This is a genomic window from Lentzea aerocolonigenes, from assembly GCF_000955955.1.
Classification (GTDB): Bacteria; Actinomycetota; Actinomycetes; order Mycobacteriales; family Pseudonocardiaceae; genus Lentzea; species Lentzea aerocolonigenes_A.
The window spans coordinates 26,605-41,047 of sequence record NZ_JYJG01000216.1; the positions used below are offsets into that span (position 1 = coordinate 26,605).

At 69.3% G+C, this 14,443-nt stretch carries 10 protein-coding genes (1 of these 10 cut by a window edge); 9 read left to right on the forward strand and 1 reads right to left on the reverse strand.

Features of this window, described 5'->3' with window-relative positions:
* The 4 genes from UK23_RS26610 to UK23_RS26625 form a co-directional block, all read left to right on the forward strand.
* Nucleotides 1-6,266: the 3' end of a scabin-related ADP-ribosyltransferase gene (locus tag UK23_RS26610; RefSeq protein WP_045314381.1), read on the forward strand. The gene continues 26,215 nt to the left of window position 1, outside the view; 6,266 of the gene's 32,481 nt are visible here — the last part of the coding sequence; the start codon falls outside the window, past its left edge; the stop codon is at nt 6,264-6,266.
* A 192-nt stretch (nt 6,267-6,458) separates the two neighbouring features.
* Nucleotides 6,459-7,148: a type VII secretion system-associated protein gene (locus tag UK23_RS26615; protein ID WP_045314382.1), complete on the forward strand. Its 690-nt coding sequence runs from the start codon at nt 6,459-6,461 to the stop codon at nt 7,146-7,148.
* Entirely contained in the window at nt 7,145-7,744 is a 600-nt protein-coding gene (locus UK23_RS26620) for a type VII secretion system-associated protein (protein ID WP_045314383.1), read from the forward strand. Before UK23_RS26615 ends, UK23_RS26620 begins: the two co-directional genes overlap by 4 nt.
* A 444-nt stretch (nt 7,745-8,188) precedes the next feature.
* Nucleotides 8,189-8,650 carry a hypothetical protein gene (locus tag UK23_RS26625; RefSeq protein ID WP_156213392.1) on the forward strand — a complete coding sequence of 154 codons (462 nt, stop codon included), beginning with the start codon at nt 8,189-8,191 and terminating at the stop codon, nt 8,648-8,650.
* A gap of 53 nt (nt 8,651-8,703) precedes the next feature.
* Here UK23_RS26625 and UK23_RS26630 read toward each other — a convergent pair whose 3' ends face one another.
* The gene (locus UK23_RS26630; protein WP_231114682.1) at nt 8,704-9,285 is read right to left on the reverse strand and encodes a helix-turn-helix transcriptional regulator; all 582 of its coding nucleotides are present in this window, start codon (nt 9,283-9,285) and stop codon (nt 8,704-8,706) included.
* Nucleotides 9,286-9,784: 499 nt separating this feature from the next.
* Between UK23_RS26630 and UK23_RS26635 the strand changes: the two genes are divergently transcribed.
* The 5 genes from UK23_RS26635 (at nt 9,785) to UK23_RS26655 (ending at nt 14,283) form a co-directional block, all read left to right on the forward strand.
* Nucleotides 9,785-10,198 carry a YbaB/EbfC family nucleoid-associated protein gene (locus UK23_RS26635; RefSeq protein WP_045314385.1) on the forward strand — a complete coding sequence of 138 codons (414 nt, stop codon included), beginning with the start codon at nt 9,785-9,787 and terminating at the stop codon, nt 10,196-10,198.
* 5 nt (nt 10,199-10,203) lie between these two features.
* The gene (locus UK23_RS26640; protein WP_045314386.1) at nt 10,204-10,686 is read left to right on the forward strand and encodes a hypothetical protein; all 483 of its coding nucleotides are present in this window, start codon (nt 10,204-10,206) and stop codon (nt 10,684-10,686) included.
* A 10-nt stretch (nt 10,687-10,696) separates the two neighbouring features.
* Nucleotides 10,697-11,014 (forward strand): hypothetical protein, encoded by a 318-nt coding sequence (locus UK23_RS51925; protein WP_156213393.1) that lies wholly within the window; start codon nt 10,697-10,699, stop codon nt 11,012-11,014.
* 83 nt (nt 11,015-11,097) lie between these two features.
* The gene (locus UK23_RS26650) at nt 11,098-11,754 is read left to right on the forward strand and encodes a type VII secretion system-associated protein (RefSeq protein ID WP_052685074.1); all 657 of its coding nucleotides are present in this window, start codon (nt 11,098-11,100) and stop codon (nt 11,752-11,754) included.
* A 231-nt stretch (nt 11,755-11,985) separates the two neighbouring features.
* Nucleotides 11,986-14,283, forward strand: coding sequence for a helix-turn-helix domain-containing protein (locus UK23_RS26655; protein WP_045314388.1), 2,298 nt, complete (start codon nt 11,986-11,988; stop codon nt 14,281-14,283).
* Nucleotides 14,284-14,443: the final 160 nt, after the last annotated feature.

The following is a 14,443-nucleotide window of genomic DNA, read 5'->3' on the forward strand; positions in this document are numbered from 1 at the left end:
CCTATTACGTCGTCCATCGCGATGACGACAGGTACCAGGCGACCGAGCACAAGGACCTGCCGACCGCCGTGCGTGAACGCGTGATCGCTTTCGTGCCACCTGACCGCGGCTGGAACACGCTGCTCGATGCCTTGGAGTACGTCCAAACCCACGAGTACCCCGCTCTCGACCTGACGAGGAACGCCGGCGGTGTCCCGGCCGACCCCGCCACCCAGGAACTGGTCGGCCAGTGGGTGGTGGCCATGTTGGGGAGCCGGGGTGCGTTCACGCTCGCGGAGGTAGCGGAACTTTCCGGCGGCCTGGTCACCGCGGACGTGGTCGAGCGCATCCACCGTGCCTCCGGCGGCACCGCGCCTGTGACACCCGCCGTGCCTGTGACACCCGCCGTGCCTGCCCCATCCGCTGCACCGGTGGCTGCGGAACCGCCGAGTGACGACCAGATCAAAGCTTGGATCAAGGAGTATCGCGACGGTGATCCCGGCAGCGGTGTCAACGCCATCGCGGATGCCGTTGCCCAACGTGGTGGTGTGCCCAAGGGCAACCACCTGCGCGCTCTGATCTACGAGGTCATGGCGAGTTCGGTGCGGCGCCAGCAGTTCCGTGACGACCAGATCAAGGACTTCATCCGCAAGCATCTCGACGAGTACCCCCAAGACCTCCACAAGATGATCAGTCTTGCTGCTCGTGCCTACGGTGTTGCCGTTCAGACATCGCGGATGTCGGACCTGATCTGGGAGGTCAGGCGGTCTGCCCTTGCCGCTGCGCTCGGGCTGCGCATCGTCCGCGTCGCGCCCGGCAACGACGCCTTCTTCGAAGCCGTTCTCGCGTCCGTGCCCGAGGACGTGTGGTGGACCCGGTTCTGGCAAGCCGGCCGGGAAGCGTCCGTGCGCGGTCTGCGTCACGCCGCGGCGGATGCCTACCGCCGCCTGAGGTTGCGCGAGCTGGACGAGCAGCACCCGGATGCGCTGGAGGTGGATCAGCTCGAGACCGACCTGCGCACTCCAGGGCGCTGGGACGCGCGCATCCACGACCTGGCTCCACGGTTGATGGTCGACGTGCTGAACATCAACCTCAAGACGATCCGCAGAGAAGGCAAACTGTCGACCAGCGACGTCTTCTCCGACAACCGGGACACCCACTACATCGTTCACGACAGTGGCGTCAGCTACCAGGCGACCGTCCCGGATCCCTCGGCCCAGGCGCCGGTCGGTGGACCGGGACCGCTCGTGATCGCTGCGGGATCATCCGCCGGTGTCCAGGGCAGCTCGCACGACGAGAACCGGCCGGTGCCGGGAACCCAGGCTCCCGCTCAGGGAAACACGGACGACGCGCGGGACGGGGAACTGATCCGCAGGCATCTCGCCGAGCATCCTGGAGACGACTTCGCGGCGATCTTCAAGGCTGTCGGTCCGCACGCCACCGGTTCCGAAGGGAAGTTGCGACTCCTGCTCTTCCAGCTCACCGGTGAGCAGGACGGCAGTGCGTGGAGTCCGGGCCAGATCAAGGACGTGCTCAAGGACTACCACGAGGCCCACCCCAAGATCAGCGTCACGAACGCCGTGGACGCTGTCCTCGCTCAGGGTGTCGCAGCTCCCCACGCGCGAGTGGCCGCCCTGCTCGACGAAGTCATGGGAACCGAGGTCCGGCATCGCAACAAGCTCGCTCAAACCCACATCCTGGGTTTGATCCGCGAGCACCTCGAGAAGCATCCCGGTGACGACCAGGTCTCCACTGCCGCAGCTGTTCGCAAGCAAGGCGTCTCCCTCGACAACAAGGAGATGCTCAACCTGCTCCGCCTGGTCCAGCAGTCGATCGCCGCCGCTGAGCTCGGGCTGGACGTCGTCGACGTCACCACCGGCCCGCACGCCTTCTACGAAGCGGTGCTCAGGTCCGTGCCCGAGAACGTGTGGTCGCGCCGGCTCAGGCAACTCGGCAGGGAACAGACGGTGCTGGGTTTGCGCCAGGCCACGGCGGACGCCTACCGGAACATGCCGTTGCCCCACCTGGAGTCACGAAGCCTGAACGAGCTGGGGCTCCCGGCGGACGAGGTGGAGCAAGGCGTGCGCGACCCGGGGCCTCGAGACGTGCGGAACAGCCATTGGGTCTCGAAGCTGATGCCCGCGGTGCTGGGCGTCAACGTCGAGACGCTGACTCTCAAACGTGGCCGGCTGGCGTCCGAGAACGTCGTGATCAACGACGAGCTCCCGACCTTCTACGTCGTTCGCGACGGTGGCAGCCACTACCGAGCCACCATCCGGCTCGAAGCCGCCCCGCGGAACGACGAGGCGACGGGCAGCGGGAGCCGGTCAGCGCCGGACGCCCCGCCTCCCGCTCAGGAGAACGCGGGGAGCCGGGGTCACGGCGTGCGGACCGACGACCAGATCAAGGATCTGATCAAGGAGTACCACGGCGGTCATCCTGGTAGCGCGGTCCGGGAAATCGTGAACGCTGTCAGCGGTCAGGTTTCCGAGGTCGACCCCGATCGGGTGCGTGCCCTGGTCTACGAGGTCGTCGCAGCGCCGGTACCTGTCAAGAACCTCGGTGATGAGCGGATCGAGGAGTTGATCCGTGTGCATCTCGCCGAGTACCCCGGCGACACCGACAAGATGATCGTCCTGGCTCTTCGCGTGCCGGGTGTGGCCATCAGGAAGGGGCGGTTGGCGGATCTGATCCACAGGGTCAAGCAGTCCGTCGCCGCCGCTGAGCTCGGGTTGGGCGTTGTCGAGGTCGCTCCCGGCCCGGACTCCTTCTACGAAGCCGTCCTCAGGTCCGTGCCCGAGGACGTGTGGTCGCGCCGGCTCACGCAACTCGGCAGGGAAGCGACGGCGCTGGGTCTGCGCCACGCCATGGCGGGCGCCTACCGCCGCATGTGGCTTCCGGCGGGCGAGGTGGAGGAAGGACTGCTCGCCCTGGAGCGTTCGCCCGTTCCGGGTCACGACCTGGTCCCGCAGTTGATCGCCGAAGTGCTGGGCGTCAACGTCAAGACGATCCGCAAGAACGGCCGGTTGGCCACCAACGTCGCCCTCGTTCGCAGCCTCCCCACCTATCACGTCGTTCACGTCGGTGCCGATCACTACCACGCGACCGCTCCGCTCGACGTCGTCCAGGGCGGCTCGGTCCACGCACCGGACCTGCCGCGTGTGACCGTGGTCGACGATGGGACCTCCGCCGTTCACACTCCGCCGGAACCGTCCGGCCCCGCCCCATCGCACGCGGAACCACCCCCCGCGGTGGAGAGCGGCTCGCACGACGGGAACCGGCCGGCGCCGGAAACCCAGCCCCCACGTCAGCAGGCCCCGCGTCAGCAGGACCCCGGTGCAGCCCGGATCGAGAACGCCGAGCAGTCTGCCGCCGCCGTGGGGCTCGGGCTGCGCATCGTCGACGTCACAACCGGTCCGGACTCCTTCTACGAAGCCGTGCTCAGGTCCGTGCCCGAGGCCGTGCTGTCGGATCGGCTCGGGCGCCTCGGCCAGGAACCGTCCGTGACGGGTCTGCGCAACGCCACGGCGGACGCCTACCGCCGCGTGAAGCTGCCCGAGCTGGGCCGGCGGAGCCTGGACGAGCTGAGGCTCCCGGCGGATGAGGTCGAGACCGGTCTGCGCACCTCGGGACGATCGAACAGGCAGAGCGCCTTCTTCGCTCCGCAGCTGGTGATGGAGGTGCTGGGCCGCAACCTCAGGGCGATCCGCGAAGATGGCCGGCTGTCGACCCACAACGCCTTCGGCGAAAGCGCCCCCACCCATTACGTCGTTTACGACGGTGACGACAACTACCGGGCGACCGAGCTCGTGGAGATGCCGGCCGCGGTGCGTCAGCAGGTGATCGGTTTCGTGCCGCCCGCGTACGGCTTGGCCACGTTGCTCGATGCGCTGAAGGACGTCAAAGCCAAGGCGTTTCCCGCTCTGGGGCTGGACAGGGATGCCAGCGGTGTCCCGACCGATCCCGCCACCCGTGAGTTGGTGGACCGGTGGGCGTCGTCCATGGTGGAGCACCAGCCCGCGCTCACGCCCGCGCAGGTTGCGGAACTGTCCGGCGGCCTGATCGCTGTGCGGCAGGACGAACGCATGCGCGACGTCCCTGGCAGCACCCCGGCTGATGTCGCGGCTGACCCTGTGGAGTCCGCTGTGCCGGTGAGAGCGGAGCTGCCGGACTGGGTGCGCGAACAGGTTGTCGCTTTCGTGCCCCCTGCACACGGCCTGGACACGTTGCGCGATGCGTTGGAGCACGTCCAAGCCAACGTGCACCCGGCCCTGGACCTGACGAGGGACTCCAGCGGTGTCCCGACCGATCCCACCACCCGTGAGTTGGTGGGCCAATGGGCGTCGACCATGCTGAAGCACCGGCTCGGGTTCACGCCCGCGCAGGTCGCGGCGCTCTCCGGCGGTCTGGTGCTCGCCGAGGAGCTGGCCGGGCACATCCCCAACCTCCAGCACGAGACCCCGTCCGACGTCGTCACCGCACCCGCTGAACCGGTGGGTACGGGCATATCGGATGTGGTGCGTGAGCAGGTGATCGCTTTTGTGCCGCCTGTGGAGGGCTTGGGCACGTTGCTCGATTTGCTGATCTACGTCAAAGCCACTGCGCATCCCGCTCTGGACCTGACGAGGGACGACAGCGGTGCCCCGGCTGATCCCGCCACCCGTGAGCTGGTGGGTCAGTGGGTGTCGGGCATGCTGGCGCAACCGTCCGGGTTCACGTCCGCGCGGGTCGCGGAGCTCTCCGGCGGTCTGATCGCTGCGCATGAGGTCGAGAGCATCCGCGCCTACCTGTACGGGACTCCGGCTGAGGCCGTCGCCGAACCCGCTGAACCGGTGAACACCGGCATGCCGGTCGTGGTGCGTGAGCAGGTGATCGATTTTGAGCCATCTGCGGAGGGCTTGGGCACGTTGCTCGATGCGCTGATCCACGTCAAAGCCACTGAGTACCCTGCTCTGGACCTGACGAGGGACGACAGCGGTGCCCCGGCTGATCCCGCCACCCGTGAGCTGGTGGGCCAGTGGGCGTTGGTCATGCTGGAACGCCGATCACCCACGTACCGGCCCGCGCAGGTCGCGGAGCTCTCCGGCGGCCTGATCGCTGCCCACCAGGTCGCGCATCTCTACAACACCTCCGACGACACCCCGCCTGACGTCGCGGGCATGAGGTGGGTGGACCAGGGGCGGCGAGAACGGGTTCTCGGCCCCGACGGGGAAACGCCCTCCCCGGAGCTGTTCCTCGTCTCCCACGGCCTGCTCCCGATCGTGGGGATGGACCGGATGTTCATGTTCCGCTCCTCTGCCGATCCGCTCTTCCGGGTCGCAGAGCTCTTCGCCGGGCCGGACGGCGACATCCACCCCGAGATCCGCCGGCGTGCCGCCGAGATCGTCGCGCGCTTCACCGTGGGCAAGAAACCTCTTTGGGCGATCGCCAACAACCCCAGGGACGACCGTCTGCCGAACATGAGCCGTGCCGAGTTCGACGAGCTGTGGGAGAGGACCGAGCGCAACGTGACCGAGAGCGCGCGCCGTCACGTGCTCCGCTCGGTCAACCCGAACCCCGGCGAGGTCACCATCGCGCCGATGCGGCCCACGCACGAGGACAGCCCGGTCTACGTCTGCCGGGTGAAGCCGAGCCACGTCAGGCGCAAGGACGGTGTTCTGGTCGGCCAGAACCAGACTGTTCTCGCCAAAGCACCGGGCAGCGTCCCGGTGGAGGAGCAGCCGTTGTTCAGCCAGGGACGAAACATCCTCTTCTACGCGGGTGCCGTGCCCAACACGCTCCTGAACCCCGAGGATCGTGAGCTCCAGCAGGCTCGGTACGAGGCAGATCACGAGCACTTCCCGTCCTACCGGATCGCGGGTGGTGGTCGCGAAAAGAAGAACAAAAAGGCCAACGAACAAGAAGAGGTCCTCAGCGCCGAAGGAGCCGGCATCCCGGGTCCGAAGGACCCCAAAGAGGTCCTCATCAGCGCCGAAGGAGCCGGCAACTCGCTCGCCTTCGCCAACACCGCCCTGAACGCCCGCGGCACGGTCGACAACAACTACATCAACACCCTGCCGGTCCAGGGTGAGCTGGACATCCCGGATCCGAACGACCCCGAAGGCTTCATCACCCACGGCTTCGCCACCTTCGTGGGGCTCGACAACCTCGCCGATCCCCTCAAGAACCCCTACGGAATCCTCTGGGTGCACTACGGCCAGGACACGAAGATGATCCTGAAGGTCGGTGCCCCCAAGGCCAAGCGCAGGGCCGACCCGCAGATCAAGGAAGAACCGGAAGAAAGCTGAGCGTGTGGCGCGGTCCGACGCGGTGACGGCCGAGCCGGGGCCGCGGAGAGTTCGATCCGGCGCGTTGAGGCACTCTTTGCTTCACTCGGGGTTCTGAACCGCGTCGTCGCACTGCTTCGTGCACCTCCGCCGTGCGCGAATGCTCCGGGAACAGGGCGTCGGCACACCGGCGACGCGAACGTGAGGACGAGGATGGCGAACACGACCGACACCACCGAGGACGCCCAGGACAGCGGACCGCTCGAGAACTGGTTCCTGCTCATGGACCCGGCGTGGGCTCCGTCCGAAGAGGACGCACTGCCGCCGGTCGAGGCCGTCGTCGGGCTGTGGCCGGTGGAGGCCGACGGCCGCGTCGGCCGGTTCCGGGCCAACCCGGACTACGTGCCCGCCGACGAGCACTCGCCGACGGACCCGCTGGACGCCGTGCTGAGGCTGGTCCTGCACGGCGGGGCGGAGGCGGAGCACATCCAGCTGATGCTGCGCGACTGCCTGTTCGACATTGCGATGAACGGGGACGGCAAGCCGCTGGTCGTGCAGTCGCCGGACGACATCTCCTGCGTCGTCGTGGCCACCGCGGAGCCGCACCGCAGGAGGGTCAGCTCGCCGCAATGGCGGCGCATCGACCTCGACGCGCTCGTGATGACGCTGGCCGACGGCGTGGACGTGCTGTTCAACCCCGGAGGTCCCGCTTCCGTCCGGCTCACCGGCGACTTCATGCGCGAGACCTTCATGATGAGCGACGACGACGCGTCCGCCGCCTACGAGAGGTATCGGCAGGAGTCCGGCGCGCGAATCGTTCCCTGGGAATCCGCGCAGGCCACCGCGCCGCGGTTCAGCACGGAAACGGAGGCACCGCCCGCACCGGAGGCGGAACGGCCGTGACCGCGGTGCGGGAGAACTGGTTCCTGCTCGTCGATCCCGTGTGGGTGCGGGAGAACGCCGGCGAGGTCCCGCCGATCCGGAGCGTGCTGGGCGGCTGGCTGCTCGACGACGGCAGGCCCGTCCGGTTCCTCGGCAACCCCGGCTACGTGCCCGGCCGTCCCGATTCGCCGTCCGACCTGGTGGACGCCGCCCTCGCGCTCCTGCTCGACGGCCGGCTCGACGCCCGGCAGTTCCAGCTGCTCCTGCGCGAGTCCACCTGCGAGATCGCGCTGAACGCCTACGGCCGCCCGCTGGTCGCGTGGTCGCCGGACGAGGTCCCGTGCGTCGTGGCCGCCACGTCCGCGGTGCACCGGCGCACCCGCGCGGCCGGGTGGCTGCCGGTCGGCTTCGAGGAGCTGGTCGAGCACCTGGGCGACCTGGACGTGCTGGTGAACCCGGGCGGGGTCAGGTCGGTCCGGCTCGTCGGCGAGTTCGTCCGCGCCGCGGGCCTCCTGGACGACCGGGAAGCGGCCGAGGTGTGCGCGACCCTCCGCGACAGCGGGCTCGGCGTGCTCACCGAGACCTTGCCGATCGCGGAAGCCGGACCGTCCTCTTAGGATGGACGGGAGAGTTCCGGGGCCGGGGGTTCCGGTCCGGGGTCAGCCGTGGCCTGCGCGGGATCGGTCTGCGGGGCGTCCGGCGGGCCTCGGTGCTCCGCGGCGCAGCGCCGGAGCGACCGGGGGTCGATTCCGCTGGGCGACGGGGTGTCTCCGTCCACGAGCGAGCCTTTCCGTTTGGCGTGCCGTCCGTCGGCGCACCCGGCTTCCGCCACGGGTTTGTGGCGGAGCGCGATCTTCAGTGCAGGTTTCGAAGGGTGGAAAGGCCGATCGCGTCCTCGGGTCTCGTTTGGGCCTTCGCCACCGGTTAACTTGATCTCTCCGCACCCCGGAAGACCTGGTCCGCTCACGTGGTGGACGCGGAGAGGCCGAGATCACGCGCTGCGAGGAGACGAAGCGGTGAACCGTTGGGACCGATGTGGCGGCGAAGGCATGATCGGAGTGATGTCCCGGGACGAGATCGAACTGCTGCGGTCCTACGCGGACGGCCTCGTCCTGCTGGCGGAGCGGTGGCTGGCCCGGTGCCGGTGGGTGACCGGCAGCACCCGCGGATCGGGCCGGCTGTTCGCCGACGAACCGGTGCACGACGAGCGGATCGCCGCGATCGTGCGTGAGCACGTTCCGGCAGGTGCTGCCGACTGGGAGATCTCGTGGTGGGCGCCGGTGTGCCTGCCGGAGACCGCGGCGGCGGCGCGGCGGGTCCTCGGCACGCTGCCGCAGTCCGGAACCGTGGTGCTGCTCGAGAGCGCCCAGGACGTCGACGCCTGGTGCCGCCTGATCGGCGACGTGCTCGCCGCTCTCCACCCGCACGGCGACTGCTGTGATGCCGAGGACGGGCCTACGAGCGCTGAGACGTGGCTGGAGTCGTTGCTGAGGCCCCTCCTGGTCGGAGCCACGGCGTTGTGACCCGCGGACGGTGCGAGACCGTCCGCGGTGCGAGACCGGTGCCGAGCTGGGCCTCAGATGAGACCGTGGCGCAACGCGTAGGCGACCGCGTGGGCGCGGTTGCGCAGGTTGAGCCTGCTGAGCAGGTTGTGCAGGACGTTCTTGACCGTGCGCTCGGAGTAGATGAGCCTCTCGGCGATCTCGGCGGTGTCGAGCCCGTCCGCGAGGAGCCTGATCACCTCGGTCTCGCGCAGGGACAGACCTGCGAGGGTGAGGTCGCGCGGCCCGAGCGTCGTCTCCTGCAGTTGCTTGAGTCCGCGCAGGACGCTGCCCAGCTGCTCGGCGGGCAGGTCACCCCGTCCCTCGCGTGCGTCGGCGATGGCGCGCAGCAGCCTGGTCCTGGCCGTGGCCTCCGCTCGCGGCACCAGCACGATCAACCCGTGTTCGATGGCCGTCCACAGCTCCGCCTGGCGGAGCTCGTCCGCGATGAGGACCAGGCGTGACGTGCCGGGCTGGAGCACCTCGTGCAGGCAGGCGTCCGCCACGGCCACGGTGACGTCGGCCTGCTGCGGGTCCGTGACGATCTCGATGCCGGGTGTCGGCCGCAGCATCGTGAGCAGGCCCGATGCGATCAGCGGGTCGGACGCGTGAACCAAGACCCGGATGGTCGTGCGGCTTGCGTGCCCTGGGGCCAGGGGGCGCCGGCCGTCCGGCCAGGCGGTCTGCGAAGTCATGCTCTCAGGAGACCGTGCGAGCCTCGCGGAAGGCCAGTCAGAACGGGGGGCAGGTTTGCGAAACGACAAAGCTGCCTGTCTGCCGCCGGTGCACCGCACCTGCCCGAACGCGTCTGCCGGATGTCCGAACCTACACCGGTGTCGAACGGTGCGAACGCGGCCGTTCGGACCCATTCCACTTGTGGCGACCGGCGAGAAGGCGAGCTGCACGAGTGGTGGCGGCCGCGCGGTGGCCGGACCTTCCGCCTCGAACCCTGCCCGTTCGCGGATCGTGTCTCAATCGGTGACGCGACATCGGGTGCGTTAGGGCACCATGCGGTTCCTTTCAGGTTCGGAACGAGGTCGTTCGTGTCAAGCCCTCCGCTTTCGCCCGTTTACTGCTGATGTCGGGTCACGCCGAGCAGGCCGAGGGAGGCGTGCGGTGTCCTATCCGCAGTCCGAGCAGATCGAGCAGCTGAAGAGCCAGTACGAGCAGCAGTTCGCCCAGCTGCGCGAGACGCAGCAGCGGCTCAGCGAGTTGTCGTGCACGGTCAGCGCCCCCCGGCGGGTCGTGGCGGTGACCGTCGGGCACGGCGGCGTGGTGAAGGACGTGAAGTTCCCGAGCGGCGCCTACAAGCGCATGACGCCGGCAGAACTGGAGTCCGCCGTCCTGAAGACGATCATGGACGCGCAGCAGCAGGTGGCGAACGAGGCCGCCGACGTGATCGCGCCGACGCTCCCTCCCGGAGTCGACGCCCGCAAGCTCTTCTCCGGTGACGTGGACCTGCAGTCGCTGCTGCCCACCGAACCCGAGCTGCGCCCCACCACCCGTGACGTCATGAACATCAGGGACTGAATGCGATGATCAAGTCAGATGGCCCTGGCGAGGACGTCCCCGGCGGTGACGAGCACAACGGCGGCTCGGCTCCCCTGCTCAACTTCGGTCTCGGCTCGGGGCGGGTCTCGATCAACACCGACGAGCTGCTGAAGTGCGCGGCGCTCTTCCAGTCGGCGAGCTCCCGGTTCTACCACTACATGACCGGCAACGAGGACCTCGCTTCCTACGCGCCGTTGACGTCCCCTGAGGGCGACGACAGCTGGAGTGCGTTCGCACCCAAGTACTACAAGCGCGGGGCGGAGTACCTGGGCGGTATCAGCGCACTGGCGAAGGGCATCGACATGCTCGGCCAAAGCCTGAAGCAGTTCGCGGCCTACTGCGTGTCCACGGAGGAGAACAACACCCACGTCGCCAAGAACGCGCTGAACCTCAACGGCAAGCCTGATCCCGGCACCATTCCCGGCCAGTGGCCGGAAGACGGCAGCGAGCACCACGGCCGCCGCTGACCCTGCCGCGGTGAGGATCTCGCGGAAAACCCGCGGGGCAACGCGGCATGTCGTTGAACGGCACGCATGCTGGCCCGGCTGGGGCTGGTGGTGCGGCCGGAGCAAGGTCGAGCTGCGGATCGCCGGGCACGCCTCGGCCTCCGTGCGCAGCGCGCAGACCACCGTGGCGGTCGAGCTGAGCCGGCACGAACTCGGGGAGGAAGCACTGCGGCTCGTGCCGGACGCAGGGGCGTCCGAGACGGTCGTGGCGGCACTCGACGAGGTGTTCGGCCAGGTGTTCGGCCCGCTCGTCGCGCGCTCCTCGACCTGGCGGGGCCGCGAGCGGTGAGCGGATGCCCGATTCACCGGCAACACCTGCCCGTGCGGTTCGTGATCGGCGGCCGGACCGGAGGAGCGGCGAGGATGGTCACCATGACCGACTCGACCGCCGCCCGGCCGGAGAACAGCGCGCTGGGCAACTGGTTCCTGCTGATGGACCCCGCGTGGAGTCCCCGGCACGAGAACGAGGCCCCGCCGCTGGAGGCGGTCGTCGGGGTCTGGCCCCTGGAGGACGACGGAACGCTCGGCAAGTTCCGGCCCAACCCGGACCACGTGCCCGTGGACAGCGGGGCGCCGTCGGATCCGCTGGACGCGGTGTTCCGGCTGGTGTCGCAGGGCAGGGCGGAGACGGAGCAGACCAGGCTGATGCTCCGCGACAGCCTCTTCGACATCGCCGTCAACGGGGACGGCCGGCCGTTGGTCACCCTGTCGCCGGACGACGTTCCGTGCGTCGTCGTGGCGACGGGTGAGGCGCATCGCACGCGGATCAGTTCACCGCGGTGGCGGCGCATCGACCTCGACGACCTCGTGGCCCTGCTCGCGGACGGCGTCGACGTGCTGTTCAACCCGGGCGGTCCCGCCTCGCTGCGGCTCACCGGCGACTTCCTGCGCGAGACGCTGGTACAGGCCGGCGACGAGGTCGCCGGCCTGTACGCGCGTCGGTTGCGCGAGCCGGAGCTGAGGGTGGTGCGGTGGGAGCCGGAGAACGGTGGGGGAGAGATTCCCCCGGCCCCCGGACAAATTCACTGAAAAGGAGTAATGCGGCACGCGCTCATCCGCCGCTCTGGCCCGCGAGTCGTGTCCGAACGTACATCGATCATGGTGTGGACGTGCAGAGTGGAATCACCCCGAATGGGTCATCGTCGCGCGCACGGCTCTGGTCCCGCTGGCATTTCTGCTGTTAGGGGCCGTGCGGAGAGCCGATGGTGGCGACAATTCGCGTGAACCTCAAGTAATTGTCAAGTCACTATTTTCTTTCGAATGTCGACCGTGAGCGTCTCGGATGACGCGATTCCCGCCTTCGGTCAGGTGCTGCTCAGGCTCAGGCGGGCGTCCGGTTTGTCGCAGGCCGACCTCGCCCGTTCGTCCGGAATGAGCGTGCGCGCCCTGCGGGATCTCGAACGGGGGAGGGCGAACTCCGCTCAGGAGCGCTCGGCCGCAGTGCTGGCGGACGCCCTCGAGCTGACCGGTGAGGACCGGGAGATCTTCCTCCTGCTGGCCAGGGAGGGCCGCCGCCGCACGGCCAAACCGGTCGACTCCACGATGCTCCACGCGCTGCCCGCCGTCACCGAGCTCATCGGCAGGGAGGAGGAGCTGCGCGAGCTGACCCGGCTCGGTACCGCGGTACCCGCCGGTGTCGTCGTGGTGACCGGACCGCCCGGTGTCGGGAAGACCTCACTCGCCGTCGCCGCGGCACACCGGCTGGCCGACGCCTTCCCCGACGGATGTCTCGCACTCGACCTGGGCGGTTCCGGTGACCGGCCGATGGCGCCGAGCGAGGCGCTGGAGCGGATGCTGCACGCCCTCGGCGTGCCCGTCAGGGGTGTTCCCGAGTCCGAGGCGGACCGCGTCGATCTGTTCCGGGCACTGCTGCGCGACCGGCGTGTGCTCGTGCTGCTGGACAACGCGGTCGACGAGGCGCACGTGCGGCCGTTGCTCGGCACGGGGAGCCGCGGCCTGACCCTGGTGACGTGCCGCCGTGTCCTGGCCGGGCTGGCGGCCGCGAGCTGGGTTTCGGTCTCGCCCCTGCCCACGGAGAGCGGGGTGGCCCTGCTCGCCTCCATCACAGGTGACGACGTCGTGCGCGGGGAACCGTGTGCCGCCACCGAGCTCGTGACACTGTGCGGGAACCTGCCGCTGGCGATCCGGATCGCGGGCAACCGGCTGGCGACGCGGCCGCACTGGTCGCTGTCCTACCTCGTGTCACAGCTGCGGGACGAGCGGATGCGGCTCAGCTCCCTGTCGGCGGGCGACCTCCAGCTGCGGTCCGCGTTCGAGGTGTCGTTCCGGCGGCTGTCCCCGTTCGCCCGCCGGGTGCTCCGGCGCCTCGCGGTGATCCCCGGCGAGCACTTCGACGAGGCGCTCGCCGCGGTGGCCACGGGTGCGCCGGAGCCGGAGGTCGGCGCACTGCTCGACGAGCTGGTCGAGGCATCCCTGCTGGACACCGCGCGGACGCCGGGACGCCTGCGGTTCCACAACCTGCTCCGGCTCTTCGCCGCCGAGCGGCTGGCCCAGGAGGAACCCGAGGAGGAGCGGGAACTGCTGCGCGATCGCACACTCCGGCACCTGCTGGGCATGGCGACGGCCGCGGGTGCGGCCACGTTCCACCGCGGCCCGGCCGGCGCGGACGGCTCGCCGTTCCACTCCCAGGAACACGCGGGGGACTGGTTGGTGCGGGAGGGCACGAACTGGTCGGCCGCGCAGCGCGAAGCGGCGGCGCTCGGCTGGCACACCGAGGTGCTCGGTCTGGCGAAGGCCATGCACTGGTTCGCGGACAGCCAGGAGTTCGACTATCGCTGGGACGAGGTCTACCGGCTCGGTCTCGAGGCCGCACGGCACCTCGGTGACCAGGTGGCCGAGGTGGACATGCTCAACCAGCTCGGCTGGGCGCAGTACCTGTGCCGCAACGACAACGAGCTCGCTCTCCGGACGAACTCCCGTGCGCTGGCGCTCGCGGAGGAGATCGGCGACCACCGCGGGAGGGTCTTCGCGCACTGCTACATCGGGGTCGAGCTGACCCGGCTCGGGCAGGGGGAGAAGGGCATGGCGCACCTCCGCACGGCCCACGACCTGTCGGCGGAGTACGACTTCTTCGAACTGCGGTACTGGGTGTGCAGCACCCTCGGTGTCGCCCTGCAGGACGCCGGCCGCTACGGAGACGCGCTCGCGGTGCACCAGGCGCTGCTCACCGAGGCGTGCCGGCACCGGGACGAGGCCGGTCCGGAGGTGGTGCGCTGGGTGATGATGCTGTTGATGGAGAACATCGGTCTCTGCCTCGCCGGCCTCGGCAGGTGGCGGGAGGCGGCTGCGAGCCATCACGAGGCGCGCCGGCTGTGCGTCGAGAACGAGGCGGCCCACCGCGAGGCGGACCAGGCGATCAGGGAGGGACTCGCGTGGCGCGCGGCGGGGGAACCGGACCGCGCGCGGTGCTGCCTGCTCCTCGCCCGTGAGTTGCTGGACGGTCCGGTCTACCGGACCGATCGTGAACGGGTGGACGCCGAGCTGGCCGGGCTGACGGAGCACCGCACATCCGAGTGTGATGAAGACGGACTGGTCTGAACGGGTGCGGCACGCTCGATCGGCCTAAAAGTGGCGGTTACTTTGGGCCGATGCGCGTCTCGGATGGCCAGGCGACCTTTGGCGAGTTGTTGCTGCGGTACCGGCGTGACGCCGGGTTGAGCCAGCAGGGGCTGGCGGAGCGGTCCGGGATCAGTGTGCG